Genomic DNA, 19,677 nt, shown 5'->3' with positions numbered 1-19,677 from the left:
CGGTAAGCATCCTGCTTTGCCTGGAAATGGGAATCGGGGACACGCTAAAGGATCGTGACCGGTCGGTCTGACATGGGAAGCGGGGACAATCGTGCAGCCAGGTCTGGCGTAGAGCGCAGGGCAGATCTCTGTGGGAGCGGGCTTGCCCCGCGAATGGGCCGCACAGCGGCCCCAATAGGCTCAGAGACGCCTGCGTTTACCCAGGCTGGGAATGGTGGTCTGCGGTATCACCACCTCAAGCTGCTCACGGCGGGTGCTGGCCGCCAGCCCCGCCAGGGTCGGCTGGCTGAACAAGGTGCGGGCATCGACATGCAGGCCGGCCTGGCGCATGCGCGCCACCAGGCTTACCGCCAGCAATGAATGCCCGCCCAGCTCGAAGAAGTTGTCCTGGCGCCCAACCTGTTCGATCTTCAGCACCTCGGTCCAGATGGCCGCCAACGCGGCTTCCAGCTCGCCTTGCGGCGCCTGGAATTCACGGCTGATCACCGCATCCTCGCCGGGTGCAGGCAGCGCCTTGCGGTCGATCTTGCCGTTGGCGCTCAACGGCAACTGCGCCAGGGCGACGAACGCCTGCGGCACCATGTATTCAGGCATGCGCGCGAGCAGGTGGCTGCGCAACACCTCCAGCGCCGGCGCCTGGCAGCCATCGCGGCAGGTGAAATAGGCCACCAGGCGCTCTTCGCGCATCAGCACCACGCTTTGCCCAACGCTTGGGTGCGCTGCCAGCGCCGCCTCGATCTCGCCCAGCTCGACCCGCAGCCCGCGCAGCTTGACCTGGAAATCGTTGCGGCCAACAAAGTCCAGCTCACCGTCCTGGCGGTAGCGCACCAGGTCGCCGGTGCGGTAAAGGCGATCACCCTCGACGAACGGGCTGGCAATGAAGCGCTCGGCCTGCAGCGTCGGTAGCCCCAGGTAGCCACGGGCGACGCCGACGCCACCAATGTGTAATTGTCCCACCGCACCCAGTGGCACCGGGCGGTCGTGGTGGTCAAGCACGTACAGACGAGTGTTGGCGATTGGCCGGCCAATGGGTGGGGCCAGTGCGGGAAGCGGCTCATGTGCGTGCAGGGTCCAGGCGGTGCTGTCCACGGTCGCCTCGGTGGGGCCATAAACGTTGTGCACACGCACCTGGGGCAAGCGTTCACGAACGTTGCGCAGCAGCGCCAGGGTCAGCTCGCCCCCGCCACAGAAAATGTCGGTCAGGCTGGTGCAGTGTTCGACGCCCGGCTGCTCGAGAAACTGATGCAATAATGCCGGCACGAACTTCATCGTCGTGACCTGCCGGGCCTGGATCAACTGCACCAGGTAAGCGGGGTCGCGATGGCCGTCGGGGCGCGCCAGGACCAGGCGCAGGCCAGCACAGAGCGGCCAGAACAACTCCCAGACCGAACCGTCGAAACTGTAGGGCGCCCGTTGCAGCAAGGCATCACCCGGTTGCGGCGGGCAGATCTGCGAGCCCCAGTGCATCAGGTTGCACAGCCCGCGGTGTTCGATCATCACGCCCTTGGGCGTGCCGGTCGAGCCGGAGGTGTACATCACGTAGGCGAGCTGCCTGGGGCCCAGGCCTGTCACCTTGGGGTTTTCGGCGCTGCAGACCTGCCAATTGTCGCCGTCCAGATCGAGCACCGGTACCGGCAACGCATCGAACAGGCCTAGGGTGGCGCCATGCACCAGCACCACGTTCGGCGCGCTGTCTTCGAGCATGAAGCGCAGGCGTTCAGCCGGGTAGCCAGGGTCGAGCGGCACATAGGCGCCGCCGGCCTTGAGTACGCCCAACAACGCCAGCATCATTGACACACCGCGCTCCAGGCAGAGGGCGACGCGCGTATCGGGCCCCACGCCCAGGGCGATCAGGCGATGGGCCAGGCGGTTGGCCTGGGCATTGAGCGTCTGATAATCGAGGCTGGCGTCTTCGGCCTGCAGCGCGACAGCCAGGGGAGTTCGCCGGACCTGGGCTTCGAACAGTGCAGGCAGCGTGCTATCCAGCGGGCTTTGCCGGTCTTCGGTCTGGTTGACGGTGTGCAACAGGCGCTGCAGTTCATCGGCGGTCACGCAGCAAAGGGTATTCAGGGGGCGCTCTGCAGCGCTCTGGGCAAATTGGCGCAAGGTCGTCAGCAGATAGCCCAGCACCCGTGGTGCGCCAATCGCACATGGCGCGCGCAACGCCAGGTGCAGCGTGTTGCCCGGGTCATCGACCGTCAGCACCAGGCCGTGGCTCAACACTTCGCTGGCTTCGAGCAGTTCCACACCGGGCAGCACCTGCCCCTGCGGCAATGCCCCTTGGCGGTAGTTGAGCAAGCTGTTGAACAGCGGCGTGGCGGCTGGCAGCCCGCTGCAGCGCTGGGCCAGAAGCAAGGGCGCGTCTTCGTGCCCGAGCAAGGCGGCCAGGCGTGCATGGGTTTCAACCAATGCCTGGCCCAGTGAGTGATTTGCCAGGCTGACCCGCAACGGCAAGCTGTTAATGAACATGCCCAGGGCGCGGTCGGCGCCTTTGCCGGCCATGGCGCGGCCCAGCAGCACGGTGCCGATCACCACCTCATCGCGCCCTGACAGGCTACCGAGCACCTGGGCCCAGGCCAGGTGCAGCAGGCTGGGCAGGCCCACGCCGTGCTGACGTGCCTGAGTGCGCAGCAGGTCAGTCAAGCCGGGGTCAAGCGCCACGGCATGGGTCTGCAGGTCCTGCTCGTCTACCGCGACACCGCCCAGCCCCGCAACGGGCGCAGGCGGCTCGACGCCGGCCAGTTGATCGCGGAAAAAGGCTTCGTGGCCGGCCTGGCGCTCGTCAGCGCCGCTGAGCGCCACATAGTCGCGGTACGGCACCGGCGGCGGCAGTTGCTCGCCCCGGCCGTGCATGAACGTATCGAGCTCGCCAAACAGTACCTGCAACGAAACGGCATCGTTGACCAGGTGGTGAAAACGCAGCAGCCCCAGCCAGCGGCCCTGCGCCGCCTCTTCAGCAGTCACCAGTGCCATCATCGGCGCCTGGCGCAAATCCAGGGGCCGACGTTGTGGATCGTAGGCACAGCGCAACTGCGCTGCCCAATCGTCACCTGGCCGTTCAGCTGTCCAGTTGTCGACCGGCAAGCGCGCCTTGCGCCAGACAACTTGTTGCGGGTGCTCCAAGCCTTCCCAAAGAAGGCTGGTGCGCAGGATGTCGTGCCGATCGATTACTTGTTGCAAGGCAACGGCAAAGGCCTGTAGCTGTGCGTGGCTGGCAAAGGCGAACAACACCTGCTGCTGATAAGGGTCCTGTTCATCGGTCACGTGGTGGTACAGCAACCCTTGCTGCAAGGGTGCCAGCGGGTAGATCTCCTGCACATTGCCTGCGCCGCCCGGCACCGTGGCGACGATGCGCTGGATGGCAGCCTGGTCGAGATCGGTCAACCTGAGCATCTCGGGGGTAATCTGCTGGCACCCCGACGGCACACCATTGGCGGGTACCGTTGCGGCTTCGCCCACCACCACGGCGGCAGCCAGGCTGGCCAGGGTCGATTGGCCGAACAGCACCTGCACGTCAGCTTGCAGCCCTTGCTGACGCATGCGTTCGATCAACTGCACCGCCAGCAGCGAATGGCCACCCAGCTCGAAGAAATGGTCCTGGCGCCCTACCCGCTCGACCTGCAGCAACTCGGCCCACAAAAGTGCCAGGCGCTGCTCGATGTCGCCCATGGGCTCCTCATGCTCTCGGCGCACCTTGGCCGGCTCGTCGGCAGCGGGCAAAGCGCGGCGGTCAAGCTTGCCGTTGGCGGTGAGCGGCCAGCTGGCCAGGCCCACATATGCGGCTGGCAGCAAGGCAGCAGGCAGTTGCGCGCGCAGATGCTCATGCAGCACTCGCGGGGTCACCGGTGCTGCGCCGATGAACCACGCCTGCAACTGGCCGTCGCGCAGCAACACGACACATTCGCGCACTGCAGCGTGACTGGCCAGGGCCGCCTCGATCTCAGCCAACTCTACTCGCACGCCACGGATCTTCACCTGGTCATCGTTGCGCCCGAGGTACTCCAGGGTGCCGTCGGGCAGCCAGCGCGCCAGGTCGCCGGTGCGGTACAGGCGGGCCTCGGGCTCAGGGCTGAAGGGATCGTCGAGAAAGCGTTCAGCGGTCAGTTCAGGCCGGTTCAGATAACCGCGGGCCACGCCGCTGCCGCCGATGTACAGCTCACCGGCAGCGCCGATCGGCAACAGCTGGCGCTGCTCGTCGAGCACGTACAGGCGGGTGTTGGCTACCGGCCCACCGATATGCAGCGGCCGGCCTGCCTCGACCAGACCCGAGGTCGCCACCACCGTGGCTTCAGTGGGGCCGTAGTTGTTGATGACGCGGTAGCGACGTTCGCGCGCCAGGCGACGCAGGCGGTCGCCGCCGATGAGCAGGGTTTGCAGGGTCGGGTGCAGCTCGCCCTGGGCAAAGGCATGTTCGGCCACCGGGGTCGGCAGGAAGCTGATGTCCAGCGGCTGCGCCCGCCACCAGCGCAGCAAGGCGTCAATGTCCTCGGCCCCGTCGCGCACCGGCGCCAGGTGCAGCGTCGCACCGCTGCACAGGGTCGGCCAGACCTCCCAGGCCATGGCATCAAAGCCGAAACCGGCCAGGCTCGACTGGTTTCGGCCAGGCCCCAGGTTGAAGCTGGCGCAGTGCCAATCGACCAGGTTGGCCAGCATCCGGTGCTCGACCATCACGCCTTTGGGTAGGCCGGTGGAGCCGGAGGTGTAGATGACATAAGCCAGGTTGTGCGGCGCCAGCTGCGCAACTGCAGGTTCGGCTTCGCTCGTTTCGGGCCATGGGTAGCGGTCGAGTTCGATCAGCGGCAGGCCGTGGGCAGGCAGCCGCCCCCTCAACCGTGAGAGGCTCAGCACCACTTGCGGTGCGCTGTCTTCGAGCAGATAGGCCAGGCGCTCCTGCGGGTGAGCGGGGTCGATCGGCACATACGCGGCCCCAGCCTTGAGTACCGCCAGCAGCCCGACCAAGGTATCCAGGCCACGTTGGGCGACCACCGCGACACGCAGGTCAGGCCCGGCACCCAGGCCGATCAGGTGCTGCGCCAGGTGGTTGGCGCGCCGGTTCAACTCGCCGTAGCTCAGGCCCTGGCCTTCGTGCAGCGCTGCCAGCGCCTGTGGCCTGGCCATGGCCTGGGCTTCGATACGCCGGTGTATCAGCCCTTCAGCGTGCCCGGGCGACACTGCCGAACGGTTCCATTGCTGCAGCTGCGCATGCTCGCTGGGGGTCGGCAGGTCAAAGGCGCCAATGCACAAGCCGGGCTGCTGCAACCCTTGCTCGAGCACATGCAACAGGCGGGCGGCCAATGCCTCGACTTGGTCCGCGCTGAACCAGGCGCGGCTGTAGACCAAATGCAGGTGGGCATTGTCGCTGTGGCGGTTGCTGCGCAGGTGGACGCTGAGCGGCGTGGGTTCGTGGCCATTGCAGACCATCACCGTATGGCCGCTGATATCGCCAAAGCGCAGGTCATTGCCGTCTTCCTCGAACGATGCCATCAGCTCGAACAGCTGCGGCCGTTCTTCGCGCAGCGCGCCGAGGGCGCGGTTCAACTCGCTAAGGGCGAACCGCTGATGGCGAAAATCCCGCTTGAGGGCATCACGGATGCCGCACACCAGTTCGGCGAACGAGCCGTTGCGTCCGAAGTCCATGCGCAAGGCGCTGACCTGGGTGAACAGCCCCATGGTCGATTTGAGACGGGCATTGCCACGGTTGCGCACCGGCAAGCCAACCACCCAGTCGTCGCGTTGCCAGGTGCGCGCGCAGCACACGTGCATCGCAGCCAGCAGTACATGAAACGCCGAGGCCTGCAGGTCCGTGCCCAGTTGCCGCATGCGCGCAAGCAGGCGCGTATCGAAGGGTTGTTCGAGCACTGCACTCGGCTCGCCGGCCGACACCGCGCCACGCTCACGCGGCGACAACAGGGCATCGGGCAACTGCCTGAACTTGGCCAACCAGTAGTCGCGGTCGCTGCCATGACGGGGCGAAGCCTGGTACTGGGCATCGTCGTCGATGAATTCACGATAGGACGGCGCCGTGGTCGGCAGCGGTAAGCCTTGCCCTATCAAGCCATAGTAATCAGCGACTTGCTTGAACCACAGGTCCACGCCCCAACCATCGAGGATCAAGTGGTGCGCCTGCAGGGCGAACAGGTAGCGCTGGTCTTGCAGCCTGATCAACTGCGCGCCCCATAACGGGCCTCCCTCCAGGGCAAACACTTTTTGCATCTGGTCGTGCAGAAGGCCTTTGGCGGCTGCGAACGGATCGTCGGTCGCGCGGACGTCGTACTCGGCTAGTTCAACCGTCACGTTCTCGGCAAAGCGTTGGCGTGGCACCCCATGCCCAGCCACCAGCACCGTGCGCAACCCTTCATGCAGGGCCACAAGGTGCGCCAGGGCGGCCTGCAGCCGCGCCACATCCACTGCTCCTTGCAGTACGACATAAGCGCCTATGTTGTACAGCGGCGAGTCGCCGTGGCTGATCTGGTCCAGCCAGATATCGCGCTGGGCAGCAGTCAGGGCAAAGGTTTCGGCGGCTGGCATGAGGGGGCAGATCCTTCTGATTGATCATCCGCAGATTCAAGCACCGCCATCCCACCCTGTATGGCCCCTGAAACCCGGACATCCGGTGCCACCATCCTCGGCAGCTGAAAAGCCTGTAAGAGATTTGCCATGGGAAGCAGCCCCCAATGACCTACTCCTGAATCGATTGTGCCGGATCCGCTGCGAACCGCCGGGCTTATGACGCCAAATCGCTGGCTACTTGCCTGAATGGCTGCTGAAACCCAGGGCGCTGAGCCACTTATCGTTCAGCAATTTCTGACATTTTCTGTCCCGGTTTTCCATTACAGACGCCGCCTCCAAGGCGGGCTTGAATACCGCCATCACTCATTTGCAACCCGGAGACTCGATCGCGAGACCACCCGCCGTAACGTTTTGAATCAAGGACGACAAGGATATGAAGCTGAACGCCAGCCTCGAACAGCGCCCCGACCCCCATCTGTATCTGCAACTGGGTGAACTGATCGCCAGCAGCGGCGCCGATGATTTCGCCGAGCAGATGTTTCGCCTGGTCGACGCCCAGGTACCAATTCACAGGCTTGACCTCAGCGAATGGACGCTCGACCCACGCCAGGTCAGTGTCAGCCACATCAAGGTACTGGGGAACGCCGGGGCAGAACGGGCGCCAAGTGCCGCCCCGCTGCGCGATCCGTTTCTGCACAGCATCATGCAGATGACCGACCCGCTGTTGATCGAGTTCAAGGCCCCACCACACGACAGCCACAGTGCCCACCAGTGTCATCTGGTTTCCCGTAGCGGCGACAGGCGCTGGGTCATCTGCTTCCATCGCCTGCCCAGCCAGCGGCCTTTCACCCTGGGGGAGCTGTCGCAGCTCAAAAGCCTCTCCGACGCCTTGCTGCCGTTGGTCGAGCACCACGGCCAGCGGCTGGGACAAGGTATCGCCCGTCACTCCGGCAGGCCTGCAGCAGAACTGGAAGCCGGCTCGCTGCGCCAGTCCTTCGCCGAGCGCGTGGCTCAGGAGGCAGTAAAGCTCTCCACCCGCGAACAGGAGGTCTGCCTGGGGTTGCTGACCGGCGACACGGTGCCTGAAATGGCGCAACGGCTGAACGTGAAGAGCAGCTCTATCGAAACCTACCTCAAGCGCGCCACCGCCAAGTTGGGGATCAGTGGTCGCCACGGCCTGGCCAGATGGATGGCAGGCGCCTGACTCCAAGAGACCCGCAATGCACCGACATACACTGACGCTCTGCGCCGCACTTGTGTGCGGCTGCTCCCTGGCTCCCGACTACCAGCGCCCGTCGGCACCGGTGGTCGAGCAGTTCCCGCAGGGGCCTGCCTATCAGGGCAATGCCTTGGAACACCGACCTGTCCAGGACTGGCGCCAGGTGTTCCATGACCCGGTATTGCGCCAGCTGATCGACAATGCCCTGGCCAACAACCGTGACTTGCGCACCGCGGCGCTCAATGTGGAGGCCTATCGAGCGCAATATCGCATCCAGCGGGCCGACCTGTTCCCCAAAGTGACTGCCGACGCACAGGGCAAGCGCCAGTACCTGCCGCGCGGCATGACCGGCACCGACCAAGGCATGATCTCCTCGACCTACGCGGCGACACTCGGTGTCAGCGCCTACGAACTGGACCTGTTCGGCCGGGTGCGCAGCCTCAGCGACCAGGCGCTACTCACCTACCTGGCCAGCGATCAGGCCCGGCGCAGCACGCAATTGAGCCTGGTGGCAAGCGTTGCCAGCGGTTACCTGACCTGGCGTGCCGATCAAGAACTGCTGACGCTGGCCTTGGATACCTTGGCAGCCGACGAACGCAGCCTGCGCTTGACCAGCAATCAGCGGCGTGCCGGTACGGTGTCGGCGCTAGACCAGATTCAGGCACGCACCAGTGTCGACAGCACCCGCGCCGCCGTGGCGCGCTACAAGCGGCGGGTGGCCGAAGACCTCAACCAGTTGACCTTGCTGGTAGGCGCACCTGTGGCCGATGACCTGGCCGTCCTGGCCCTGGCCGATGAGCAGATCGCCGAAATGCCGGCAGGCCTGCCCTCCGACCTGCTGCAACGCCGTCCGGACATCATCCAGGCCGAGTATCGGCTACGCGCGGCCAACGCCAACATTGGCGCTGCGCGGGCTGCGTTCTTCCCCAGCATCAACCTGACCGCCAACGCTGGCAGCAGCAGCCGCGAACTTGACGGCCTGTTCGGCGCGGGCAGCGGTAGCTGGCTGTTCCAGCCACAGATCAGTCTGCCGATCTTCACCGCCGGAGCCCTGCGGGCCAGCCTGGACTATGCGCAATTGCAGAAGGACATTCAGGTAGCAGAATACGAAAAGGCTATTCAGAACGCGTTTCAGGAAGTCGCTGACGGGCTTGCGGCACGGGCAACCTACCAACGGCAGTTGCAGGCACAGCGCGAACTGGTGGCGGCGAGCCAGCGTTACTACACCCTCGCCGAGAACCGTTATCGCACTGGATTGGACAGCAGCCTTGTTTTTCTCGACGCACAACGATCATTGTTCAGCGCACAGCAAGGGTTGATCAGTGACCGGTTGGCGCAGTTAGTGGCAGAGGTCAATCTTTATGCGGCGCTTGGTGGCGGGTGGCAAGACGCTGAGTTGGCCAGCACACAGAGGTAACGCTGACGACTCATGGCACTTGATACTTGGGCCTGATGACAACGCTTCGCTTCACAGATCTGATTGCGGCCTGCCCCTTTGTCGCGAATTTATAGGCGCCAAATATAACTCGACCAGATGTTCACTCATTTGAATCATAGGCAGTGGTTGCCAAGAAGTTGCTTCACTCCCTAAGTAGCCAGTAACGACCATGCTTGGAATTTCATTATTGACTGCATTGATTAGGTGGCTGCGAAGTCAGTGCTCGATATGAACATATACAGAATTATCTAATTTGATACTTAAGGCATCTGGACTTCTCTCCTGCCCTCCCCCTGGCAACATACTCTGCCGGCAACTACCGCCTGAAACTTCTCCTCTGGTGTAATTTCCATTCTTGAATTCAAGTCAAATGAATTTGGCTTGTACAGGGCTTAATTCGCAATTTTAAACGCCGCAAACTGCGAGCCATTGCTCAGACCACTGGACCGCATCATCCCCTTGCGCTGTTCGCACTTGCCTTGACGGCCTTCGTCAACTGGAGAACCACGATGAAAACCTTTTCAAAATTCGCCCTGGCGGCCTTGCTGCCGCTTGCCATGCAGGCCGCCTCTGCAGCCGATTGGTACCCGTCGGCCTACGGCCCGAACGATGAAATCGGCGCTGCCAACTTGTTGACCCCGGATGTGGTCAAACAGGCGGTCGGCCTGGTCAAGACGGGCAAGACCTATCCGTTGGCCGTACCCGTGGACAACAACCTTCCTGCATTCCGCCATCGTAGTTTCCGCCTGTACAACGTGCAGGTCGGGCAGCAGGCCGGCAAGTCGCTGGGGCCGAACAAGTTCACCTTCAACGACGAACTGGTAAACGCCTGGACAGGCGTTGGCACCCAGCTCAACGGGATTGGCCATATCGGCATCGATAATGTGTACTACAACGGCAACAAAGCGGCCGACTTCGTGACTGTCGATGGCGTCACCAGGCTCGGGGTCGAGAAAGTGCCGCCGATAGTGACCCGTGGCGTGGTGCTGGACATGACCGCTCATTACAACAAGGCCATCGTACCCGGTGGCACCGAGTTCAGCGTGGCCGACATCCAGGCGGTGTTGAAGCAGCAAGGCCTGACCCTGCGCAAAGGCGATGTGGTGCTGTTCAACACCGGTTGGCTGGAATTGATCGGCAAGGACAACAAGCAGTTCCTGGAAGTGGAACCCGGCATCGGCATGCAAGCGGCGCAATGGCTTGCAGACCAGGGCATCGTCGCGTTCGGCGGCGACACCTGGGCCTCGGAGGTTTATCCGAATCCCCATGGCAAGGACGAGTTCCCGGTCAACCAATACATGCTCGCCAAGCGCGGTATCTACAACCTGGAACTTATCGACAGCCGTGCATTGGTGCACGACAAGGTCTGGGAGTTCCTGTTTGTGCTCGGCCAACCGCTCTATGTTGGCTCCACGCAAGTCAACATCAATCCGGTTGCCATTCACTGACCGCTCTACCAACCAGTCCCCTGCCCGCTGCGAATACTCTAGCTGCGGGCTTTCCCTCTGTTGATCCGTGATTTCGAGTCAAAAGTCATTGACGCAGTCATGACTTAATCCACCCGCACAAGATGGCGATACTGCGCCCACCAAGCGATCCGTTCCCGCATCGCTCACAACACCAATCGGAGGCCACCCAATGAGCCTGCATGATCAGACCCCATTCCCCACCTTCGCCGCGCAGGAGTCCGCACAATGAAACCCGGGCACGTCTTGACCGCCCTGGCCATCGGCGCCTTCGGCATCGGCACTACCGAGTTCACCCCCATGGGCCTGCTGCCGGTGATTGCCGAAGGCATGGATGTCAGCATCCCCAGCGCCGGCATGCTGGTGACGGCCTATGCCATTGGCGTGATGCTCGGCGCCCCGGTCATGACCCTGCTGTTCAGCCGCTTCGGCAAGCGCGGTGCACTGATCGCGCTGATGGCCATCTTCACCCTGGGCAACTTGCTCTCGGCCCTGGCGCCGAGCTACGGCACCCTGCTCGCCTCGCGCCTGATCACCAGCCTCAACCATGGTGCCTTCTTCGGCCTGGGTGCGGTGGTGGCTGCCAGCGTGGTGCCACGTGAGAAACAGGCCAGCGCCATCGCCACCATGTTCATGGGCCTGACCATCGCCAACATCGGTGGCGTGCCCGCCGCCACCTGGATCGGCCAGCAGGTCGGCTGGCGCCTGGCCTTCGCCGGCACCGCGCTGCTCGGCATCCTCGCCATGGCCGCCTTGTGGTATGCCCTGCCCAAGGGCGAGCGTGGCAGCGTGCCCGATGTACGCCGCGAACTGGCCGTGATCGCCCGGCCAAAGGTGCTGCTGGCCATGGCCACCACCGTGCTCGGCGCCGGTGCGATGTTTACCCTGTACACCTACGTAGCCCCCGTGCTGGCCGAACTGACTGGCGCCTCGGACAGCTTCGTCACCCTTGGCCTTGTGCTGATCGGCGTGGGTTTCACCATCGGCAACAGCCTGGGCGGTCGCCTGGCCGACTGGTCGCTGGACGGCTCGGCACGGATCTTCCTCGGTGTCCTGGCCTTGATCATGGTGCTGATGCCGCTGGTACTGGGCAGCCACCTCGGCGCCGCCCTGGCCCTGCTGGTATGGGGCGTGTTCACCTTCGCCGTGGTGCCGCCACTGCAGATGCGCGTGATGATCGCCGCTGCCGAGGCCCCGGGCCTTGCATCTTCGATCAACGTCGGCGCGTTCAACCTCGGCAACGCGGTGGGCGCGGCGCTGGGTGGCGGCGTCATCAGCCTGGACCTTGGCTATGCTGCAATACCGGTAGCCGGTGGCCTGCTGGCAGCCGGCGGGCTGTTGCTGGTATGGCTTGGCGGGCGCGGCAAGGCCACTGCCAACGCCATCGGCGAGGCTGCGTAGCATCACCTGAGGTGCACTGAGGCTGGCCAGTTCGGGACCGCCCTCGTAAAACGTGGGGCAGTCCCCTGGAGGTCCGATGCAAGATCTGCGTCAGTTGCGCTACTTCGTCGCCGTCGCCGAATGTGAAAACGTCGGCCGCGCGGCGGAGCAGCTGCACATTTCCCAATCCCCGCTGAGCCGGCAGATCGCCCAGCTCGAGGACCACCTCGGCCTGGCCCTGTTCGAACGACGCAACCAACGGCTGTTCCTGACCACTGACGGGCGCACCTTCCTGGCCGAAGCCCGTGGCCTGCTCAAGCACGCCGAACGCCTGGAGTCGCTGGGCAAGCGCCTGGGCCGCGGCGAGGAAGGCGGCCTGTGCATCGGCTACGTCAACCACGCCATCCATGCCGGCGTGTTGCCCGGCGCGGTGCGGGCCATCCGTAGCGATCGTCCGCAGATCCATATCGCCCTCTACAACATGACACCCGGCGAGCAGTTCGAAGGCCTGCGTCAACGCAGCCTGGACATCGCCCTGGTCTGCGAGCCCGCGCCCGACAACGATCCCGACCTGCTTGCCCGACCCGTACTGGACGACCCCATGCTGCTGGCGATCCCCGCCGAGCATCCGCTGGCGACCCAGGCCGAACTCACCCCCGCCGACCTGCATGAACAAGAGTGGATCATCACCGGCGGCCAGCCCGACCAGGTCAACAAGCGCGATGACTTCATCGCCCGCTGCGCCGATGCCGGGTTCACTCCACGCCTGTCGCTGGAGGCGACCGACCCGCTGAGCGTGCTCGGACTGGTGTCCGCAGGGCTGGGCCTGGCCATGGTGCAGAGCAGCCTGACGGCCAGCGCGGGCCCTACCGTGGTGTTGCGCCAGCTGGACTGGTTCAGGCCCTGCGTGCGGCTGTGGGCGGCCTGGCACCAGGTGGACCTGCGGCCGATCGTGGCGGTTTTCCGCGCGCAGGTGTTGGCGCTGGCGGACCAGACCGAAAAGGTCTGAACCCAGTCGAACTCTGTCTTTTACAGTCTTTTAGCGCCTCACTAGCATGGCCTCATCGATGCAACTCAACCACAGGAGCCATTCCATGAACATCGACCTCGGCGGACGCACCGCCATCATCAGCGGCTCGACCGGCGGTATTGGCCTGGCCATCGCCCGCGGCCTGGCCCGGGCCCATGCCGACGTCGTCATCGCCGGCCGCAGCCAGAAATCGGTGGATGCCGCCCTGGCCGAACTGCGCGCCCAGGGCGGGCGTGGCCAGGTACAGGGCGTCGTCGCCGACCTGGGCACCGCCGCTGGTGCCGAAACCCTGTTCGCCGCCCACCCCAAGGCCGACATCCTGGTGAACAACCTGGGCATCTACGACGATGTCGACTTCTTCGAGGTGGCCGACAGCGAGTGGAGCCGTTTCTACGAAACCAACGTGCTGTCCGGCGTGCGCCTGGCTCGCCACTACGCCCCGGGGATGGTGGAAAAAGGCTGGGGGAGGATCCTGTTCATCTCCTCCGAATCGGGCATCGCCATCCCCGCCGACATGATCAACTACGGCGTGACCAAGAGCGCCAACCTCGCTGTTTCTCACGGTCTGGCCAAGCGTCTGGCAGGCACCGGCGTCACCGTCAACGCAGTATTGCCGGGGCCGACCCTGACCGACGGCGTCGCCAACCTGGTGGCCGAGGCTGCCAAGGCCTCCGGCCGCAGCATCCGCGAAGAGGCTGACCATTTCGTGCGCAGCGCCCGCCCCAGCTCGATCATCCAGCGCGCCGCCGAGGTCGACGAAGTCGCCCACCTGGTGGTCTACCTCGCGTCCCCTTACTCCTCCGCCACCACTGGTGCGGCCCTGCGGGTCGACGGCGGTGTGGTCGACAGCCTCGCAATCTGAATCCAGCTTGCCTGAACACAAGGGCCGCCAAGCGGCCCTTTGTCATTGATGGCTACCCTGCCCTGCTACTTTCACGAGGACTCCCTATGCACAACACCCATCGAGCCTGGGGCTGGACCCCGAACGCCGGCCTGGACGGTCTGCAGCTCATTGACAATGTTGCTCAGAAGGTCCCTGGATAGGCCCCGCCATCGATCAGCAGGTTCTGCCCGGTGATATAGCCCCCATGGGCACTGCAGAGGAACGCACAATAGGCTCCGAACTCCTCGGCATTGCCGAACCGCGCCGCCGGGATCGCCTGGCGGCGTGCCTGGGTCGTCGCCTGCAGGTCACCGCTGGCCTGGCTCGCTGCCTGCAGGGTCTTGTGCAGGCGTGCCGTGTCGAACGCGCCTGGCAGCAAGTTGTTCAAGGTCACATTGCGCCCGGCCAGGCGCTGCTGGCGGGCAAGCCCGGCGATGAAGCCGGTCAGGCCGCTACGTGCGCCATTGGACAGGCCCAGGATGTCGATCGGCGCCTTGACCGCACCGGAGGTGATGTTCACCACCCGGCCAAAGCCACGTTCGGCCATGCCGTCCACCACGGCCTTGATCAGTTCGATCGGCGTGAGCATGTTGGCGTCCAGCGCCTTGAACCAGTCATCCCGGCCCCAGTCACGGAAATCCCCTGGCGGCGGGCCGCCAGCATTGTTGACCAGGATATCGACGTGCGGGCAGGCGCTGAGCAGGGCCTGGCGGACCGCAGGCTCGGCCACGTCACCGACGACCGTGGCCACCTCGATTGCCGGGAACCGGCTACGCAGCTCGGCAGCAGTCTGCTCCAGGGTAGCGGCGGTACGCGCATTGATCACCAGGTTGACGCCTTCGCCCGCCAGGGCCTCGGCGCAGCCTTTGCCCAGCCCTTGGCTGGCGGCGCAGACGATCGCCCAGCGGCCTTTGATACCTAGATCCATGATCGGCTCCTTAGTGAATGAATCGCACAGAGGTCACCGGCCCTGGCATAAGGACAGGGCCAGTGAAATTGCCCCGATGGTGCTACAGCGGGTCGCGGCTGAACACTCCATCCACCAGGCGGTTGATACCCAGCGGGTTGGCATTCTTCAGTGCATCGGGCAGCAGTGCGTCGGGCAGGTTCTGGTAGCACACCGGCCGCAGGAAACGGTCGATGGCCAGGGTACCCACCGAAGTGCCGCGTGCATCCGAGGTGGCCGGGTACGGGCCACCATGAACCATGGCATCGCAGACCTCGACCCCGGTCGGGTAACCGTTGACCAGCACCCGTCCGACCTTCTCCTCCAGCCGTGCCAGCAGGTCGCCGGCCTCGAGGAGTTCAGCCGGCTCACCGATCAAGGTGGCGGTCAGTTGCCCCCGCAGCCCGGCCAGGGCCCGGTGCAGTTCCTCACGGTCAGCTGCTTCCACCACCACGGTGGCCGGGCCGAACACCTCCTCCTGCAACAGCTCGTCACCTTCGAGCAACAACTGCACATCGGCCTTGAACAGTTGCGCCGAAGCCTGAGCGCCGTCATGGCAGGCGGCACTCAAACGCTGAACCTGTGGGTGCGCTGCCAGGGCGCGCAAGCCTGCCGTGTAGCTGGCCAGGGTGGCCGCGGTTGAGCATGGTCTGCGCCGGCTGGTCGTCCAAGTGCAGGCGCAAGGCCTCGACGAACGCGCTGAATTCGGGCGAGCGCAGGCCAATCACCAGGCCAGGGTTGGTGCAGAACTGCCCTGCCCCTTGCACGACCGACGCACTCAGCTCGCGGGCGATGGCCTCACCCCGCCGAAGCAGCGCCTCGGGCAGGACCAGCACCGGGTTGATGCTGCTCATTTCGGCAAACACCGGTATCGGCTGGGGGCGCGCCGCCGCCAGGTCGCACAAGGCTCGGCCGCCCTTCAGCGAGCCGGTGAAACCCACAGCCTGGATCGCCGGATGGCGCACCAGGCGCTCGCCCACACCACTGCCGAAGATCATGTTGAACACCCCCGCCGGCATCTGCGTATGACGGGCCGCACGCTCGATGGCGTCGGCCACCTGCTGGGCCGTGGCCATGTGGCCGCTGTGGGCCTTGACCACCACCGGGCAGCCCGCGGCCAGTGCTGCGGCGGTGTCACCGCCGGCGGTGGAGAACGCCAGCGGGAAATTGCTGGCGCCGAACACCGCCACCGGGCCTATGCCCAGACGGCACTGACGCAGGTCCAGGCGCGGCAGCGGCTGGCGCTGGGGCAAGGCGCGGTCGATGCGCGCCCCCAGGTAATCGCCCCGGCGCAGTACCTGAGCAAACAACCGCAACTGCCCGCTGGTGCGCCCGCGCTCACCTTTGATACGCGGTGCCGGCAAGGCGGTTTCGCGCCCGACCAAGGCGATGAAGTCACTCCCCAGGGCGTCCAGTTCGTCGGCGATGGCCTCCAGGAAGCACGCCCGGCGCTGCGGCGCCAGGGCGCGATAAACAGGGTAAGCCGTGGCCGCCGCCTGAGCTGCGGCCTCCACTTCCGCGTCGGTGGCCTGGTAGAAGAACCCGGGCAGGCGCTCGCCGCTGTGGGCATCGATGCTGCTCAGCAACACCGCGCCCAGGCCGCTGCGGCGCCCGCCGATGTAGTTGTATCCGTCGGACATGAAAAATACGCTCGCAAGAAAACAGGGTCACTTGATCGGCGAGAACGCCGCCGGCATCAGCAGTTTGGACTCCATGCGGATCAGCATGGGGAAGGCCTTGGGGATGAAGCGCTCGAGCCAGTCGCGGTCCTCGTAGAGCGCGGCTCGGCGACGGATGCGGTCATCCAGGCTCTCGTAGGCCCAGATGTGCACCACCTGGTTGAGCTCGCCGATCTCGGTGTACCACCAGCCAACCAGCGTCGCGTAGCGCGAGATCACCGGCAGGCCTTCTTTCTCGAAGTGTTCCAGGTACTCCTTCATCTTGCCGATGTGCAGGGTGTAGGTACGCATTTCATAGAACATGAACAGGGACTCCTGGGCAGGCGTGCCCGCGCCGGGCACGCGTTGGGTAATGGGGTTCAGAGGTTGCCGTGGTAGGCGTCGGTGATCAGTTGCTCGACATCGCGGGCCGTGGTCAGGCGCGGGTTGACCCGCACATTGCCGCTGCGCATGGAGTCGCTGACCATCTGCGGCAGGAACTCCAGGTCCACGCCCAGCTCACGGATGGTGGCGGGGATCCCGATGGCACGGTTCAGCGCCACCACGCGCTCCACCGTGCAGGCCGCCGCCTGCTCCAGGCTCAGGCCGGTGACGTCGGCGCCCATGGCGATGGCGATATCACGCATGCGCTCCGGGCAGGCCGGCAGGTTGAACTTGATCACATAGGGCAGCAGCGCCGCGTTGGCGATGCCATGGGGGATGTTGAACACGCCACCAAAGGTGTGGGAGATGGCGTGCACATTGCCCAGCTTGGACTGGGAGAACGCCACGCCGGCCAGGAACGAACCCAGCAGCATCTGCTCCCGGGCGGCCATGTCGGCGCCGACGAAGTAGCACTTCTGCAGGCTGCCCGCGATCATGCGGATCGCCTGCAAGGCCATGGCCTGGCTGATCGGGTTGGCCTGGCGCGATACGTAGGACTCGATGGCGTGGGTCAATGCGTCCATGCCGGTGGCGGCGGTGATCGAAGCCGGCAGGTTCAGGGTCAGTGCAGGGTCCAGGATGGCCAGGCGCGGGAACAGCTGCGGGCTGATGATGACGGTCTTGAACAGCGTCTGCTTGTTGGTGAACACCGTCGAGGCGGTGCACTCGCTGCCGGTGCCGGCGGTGGTCGGGATGGCGAAGATCGGCAGCGGCGGGTTGACCAGCCGGTCATAACCTTCGTAGTCCAGGATGCTGCCCGGGTTGCTGGCCATCGCCGCAACGCCCTTGGCGGTGTCGATGCTGCTGCCGCCACCCACGCCGATCACCGCCTTGCAATCGTGCTCACGCAACAGGAGCACGGCAGCGTCGAGGACGTCGGTGCTGGGGTTGGCTTGCACCGCCGAGAACAGGTGGTAGTCGATGCCGGCCTGCTCCAGGGAAGCGAAGAAGCCGCCCAGGATGCCTGCGTCGATCAGGCCCTGGTCGGTCACCACCAGCAAGGCCCCCTGGAAATGGGGCTTGAGCAGCGCGCCGGCCTGGTTGGCCAAGCCTTCGCCGCACTGGGTGATGGTGGGGAAATGGAACTGGAAGTTGCTCATGGAAGATCCTCAGGCACGTGGAGCCGCGTTGTTCTTGTTGAACCCGCCGTGAGTCGCGGCGAGCCGTGCCTGGGCAATCTAGGGGCGCTGCAGACGCGCCGGATAATGAAAAGAGCTGATCCGGGGATAACCAACGCTTATCGATAAGCAGGCGTTATCCCTGGATCAGCTCTTTTCATTACCGAAGGCTTGCCAGCGGCTCCAACAATCGGGGCGCACACGGCCTCTGCACAGGGTGCGGACGATGTGCCTCCCGATAATCACAAGAACGAGCACTGCGATGAAGACGACCTCCTCCCCGGCTGCCCTGGCGCTGGACGCCAACGCTCCCATGACCACGGTGCGCTGGCGCATCTTCCTGATCCTGTTGCTGCTTACCGCGATCAACTACATCGACCGCGCCTCGCTGTCGGTGGCCCTGCCGCTGATCGCGCCGGAGTTCGACCTGACACCGGCCATGGAGGGGCTGATGCTCAGCGCGTTCTTCTGGTCGTATGCACTGATGCAGATCCCTGGTGGCCTGTTGCTGGACCGTTTCCACACCCGTGGCATCATCGGCGCCGCGACCATCGCCTGGGGCGCCTTCCAGGCCTTGGGCGCAGCCTCGCATCACTGGCTGGTGCTGCTGTTCACGCGTATCGGCCTGGGTGTGGCCGAATCGCCGATCATGCCCGCAGGCGCCAAGCTCAACGGCTCCTGGCTCACCCCAAACGAGCGCGGCCGTGGCGCGGTGCTGGTCGATGGCGGTGCACCGCTGGGCAGCGCCCTGGGCGCGATTCTCATCTCCGGGCTGATCGCCTGGCTCGGCTCCTGGCGCCTGGCCTTCGTGGTCGCCGGGGTGGGCACCATCCTGGCCGGCATCCTGGCCTGGAAGTACATCCGCAACCACCCCAGCGAACACCCAGGGGTCAACGAAGCCGAGCTGCGCCACATCACCGAAGGCAACGCCAGCGCCCATGCCGCCGCCAGGGCCAGCATTCCCCTGCGCGTGCTGCTCAAGGACCGCTCGATCTTCGCCATGTTCGCCGGCTACAGCTGCATCCTCGCGGTGTTCTACGGCCTGCTGACCTGGATGCCCAGCTACCTGCACAAGGCCCACGGCCTGGACATCTCGGCGATGGGCGGGGCGACCTTTTTGATCTTCATGTGCGGTTTCATCGGTGAGCTGGTCGGCGGCTGGATCGGTGACAAGTGGCGTGCCAGCGGCGCCTCGCCGAACCTGGTGATGCGCTCGATGTTCAGCGGCTCGGCACTGGTCGCGGCGGCGTGCATCCTCGCGGCGGCCTTCGTCGCCAGCACGGGCCCGGTGATCACCCTGCTGTGCGTGGCGATGTTCTTCATCCGTTGGTGCGGCATGTACTGGTGCCTGCCGGCGATCATCGGCGGCCCTTCGCGCACCGGCGTGCTGGGCGGGACCATGAACTTCTGCGGCAACATGGCGGGCGTGTTGGTGCCGATCGCAATCGGCCTGATCGTGCAGTTCACCGGCGAGTACTTCTTCGCCTTGATCTTCTTCGTGGTCGCGGCGCTGCTGATTGCCCTGTTCTCGAGCCTGATCGACTACCGCGAACGGCAGTTCTGACGGTGCCTGGGGCCGCTTGGC

At 64.9% G+C, this 19,677-nt stretch carries 11 protein-coding genes and 1 pseudogene; 7 read left to right on the top strand and 5 right to left on the bottom strand.

Annotation, left to right across the window (positions count from 1 at the left end; translation table 11 throughout):
• Positions 1–180: 180 nt before the first annotated feature.
• Positions 181–6,528, bottom strand: a complete 6,348-nt coding sequence (locus RTH46_RS11495; RefSeq protein ID WP_316905732.1) for a non-ribosomal peptide synthetase — start codon at positions 6,526–6,528, stop codon at positions 181–183.
• Between the two features lie 415 nt (positions 6,529–6,943).
• Here RTH46_RS11495 and RTH46_RS11490 point away from each other — a divergent pair, with 415 nt between their 5' ends.
• The 6 genes from RTH46_RS11490 to RTH46_RS11465 all read left to right on the top strand — a co-directional run bounded on the left by RTH46_RS11490 (position 6,944) and on the right by RTH46_RS11465 (position 13,905).
• A complete protein-coding gene (locus RTH46_RS11490) occupies positions 6,944–7,714 on the top strand; it encodes a helix-turn-helix transcriptional regulator (protein WP_279847153.1) in 771 nt (256 codons plus the stop codon).
• Positions 7,715–7,730: 16 nt separating this feature from the next.
• A complete protein-coding gene (locus RTH46_RS11485; protein ID WP_316905731.1) occupies positions 7,731–9,146 on the top strand; it encodes an efflux transporter outer membrane subunit in 1,416 nt (471 codons plus the stop codon).
• A 530-nt stretch (positions 9,147–9,676) separates the two neighbouring features.
• On the top strand, positions 9,677–10,615 hold the full coding sequence (locus tag RTH46_RS11480) for a cyclase family protein (protein ID WP_316905730.1): 939 nt from the start codon (positions 9,677–9,679) through the stop codon (positions 10,613–10,615).
• A 246-nt stretch (positions 10,616–10,861) separates the two neighbouring features.
• A complete protein-coding gene (locus RTH46_RS11475) occupies positions 10,862–12,034 on the top strand; it encodes an MFS transporter (protein WP_316905729.1) in 1,173 nt (390 codons plus the stop codon).
• 76 nt (positions 12,035–12,110) lie between these two features.
• Entirely contained in the window at positions 12,111–13,022 is a 912-nt protein-coding gene (locus RTH46_RS11470) for a LysR family transcriptional regulator (RefSeq protein ID WP_316905728.1), read from the top strand.
• Between the two features lie 85 nt (positions 13,023–13,107).
• Positions 13,108–13,905: an SDR family NAD(P)-dependent oxidoreductase gene (locus tag RTH46_RS11465; RefSeq protein WP_316905727.1), complete on the top strand. Its 798-nt coding sequence runs from the start codon at positions 13,108–13,110 to the stop codon at positions 13,903–13,905.
• A gap of 163 nt (positions 13,906–14,068) precedes the next feature.
• Here RTH46_RS11465 and RTH46_RS11460 read toward each other — a convergent pair whose 3' ends face one another.
• The 4 genes and pseudogenes from RTH46_RS11460 to RTH46_RS11445 all read right to left on the bottom strand — a co-directional run bounded on the left by RTH46_RS11460 (position 14,069) and on the right by RTH46_RS11445 (position 18,074).
• Positions 14,069–14,854, bottom strand: a complete 786-nt coding sequence (locus RTH46_RS11460) for an SDR family oxidoreductase (RefSeq protein WP_316905726.1) — start codon at positions 14,852–14,854, stop codon at positions 14,069–14,071.
• Between the two features lie 82 nt (positions 14,855–14,936).
• Positions 14,937–16,512 (bottom strand): annotated as a pseudogene (locus tag RTH46_RS11455) (aldehyde dehydrogenase (NADP(+))).
• A 27-nt stretch (positions 16,513–16,539) separates the two neighbouring features.
• The gene (locus RTH46_RS11450) at positions 16,540–16,854 is read right to left on the bottom strand and encodes an NIPSNAP family protein (RefSeq protein ID WP_125858593.1); all 315 of its coding nucleotides are present in this window, start codon (positions 16,852–16,854) and stop codon (positions 16,540–16,542) included.
• Positions 16,855–16,910: 56 nt separating this feature from the next.
• A complete protein-coding gene (locus tag RTH46_RS11445) occupies positions 16,911–18,074 on the bottom strand; it encodes an iron-containing alcohol dehydrogenase (RefSeq protein ID WP_316905725.1) in 1,164 nt (387 codons plus the stop codon).
• A 280-nt stretch (positions 18,075–18,354) separates the two neighbouring features.
• On the opposite strand from RTH46_RS11445, the gene RTH46_RS11440 reads away from it, so the two are divergent.
• On the top strand, positions 18,355–19,656 hold the full coding sequence (locus RTH46_RS11440; protein WP_153785042.1) for an MFS transporter: 1,302 nt from the start codon (positions 18,355–18,357) through the stop codon (positions 19,654–19,656).
• Positions 19,657–19,677: the final 21 nt, after the last annotated feature.

Source organism: Pseudomonas sp. zfem004, from assembly GCF_032621715.1.
In the GTDB taxonomy this organism is placed as follows: Bacteria; Pseudomonadota; Gammaproteobacteria; order Pseudomonadales; family Pseudomonadaceae; genus Aquipseudomonas; species Aquipseudomonas sichuanensis.
This window is presented reverse-complemented; position numbering and strand designations above follow the sequence as displayed.

What these genes read in the sequence shown, in the direction of transcription:
- RTH46_RS11495 (WP_316905732.1), bottom strand. Translation starts at nt 6,528, where the DNA reads ATGCCAGCCGCCGAAACCTTTGCCCTGACTGCTGCCCAGCGCGATATC.
- RTH46_RS11490 (WP_279847153.1), top strand. Translation starts at nt 6,944, where the DNA reads ATGAAGCTGAACGCCAGCCTCGAACAGCGCCCCGACCCCCATCTGTAT.
- RTH46_RS11485 (WP_316905731.1), top strand. Translation starts at nt 7,731, where the DNA reads ATGCACCGACATACACTGACGCTCTGCGCCGCACTTGTGTGCGGCTGC.
- RTH46_RS11480 (WP_316905730.1), top strand. Translation starts at nt 9,677, where the DNA reads ATGAAAACCTTTTCAAAATTCGCCCTGGCGGCCTTGCTGCCGCTTGCC.
- RTH46_RS11475 (WP_316905729.1), top strand. Translation starts at nt 10,862, where the DNA reads ATGAAACCCGGGCACGTCTTGACCGCCCTGGCCATCGGCGCCTTCGGC.
- RTH46_RS11470 (WP_316905728.1), top strand. Translation starts at nt 12,111, where the DNA reads ATGCAAGATCTGCGTCAGTTGCGCTACTTCGTCGCCGTCGCCGAATGT.
- RTH46_RS11465 (WP_316905727.1), top strand. Translation starts at nt 13,108, where the DNA reads ATGAACATCGACCTCGGCGGACGCACCGCCATCATCAGCGGCTCGACC.
- RTH46_RS11460 (WP_316905726.1), bottom strand. Translation starts at nt 14,854, where the DNA reads ATGGATCTAGGTATCAAAGGCCGCTGGGCGATCGTCTGCGCCGCCAGC.
- RTH46_RS11450 (WP_125858593.1), bottom strand. Translation starts at nt 16,854, where the DNA reads ATGTTCTATGAAATGCGTACCTACACCCTGCACATCGGCAAGATGAAG.
- RTH46_RS11445 (WP_316905725.1), bottom strand. Translation starts at nt 18,074, where the DNA reads ATGAGCAACTTCCAGTTCCATTTCCCCACCATCACCCAGTGCGGCGAA.
- RTH46_RS11440 (WP_153785042.1), top strand. Translation starts at nt 18,355, where the DNA reads ATGAAGACGACCTCCTCCCCGGCTGCCCTGGCGCTGGACGCCAACGCT.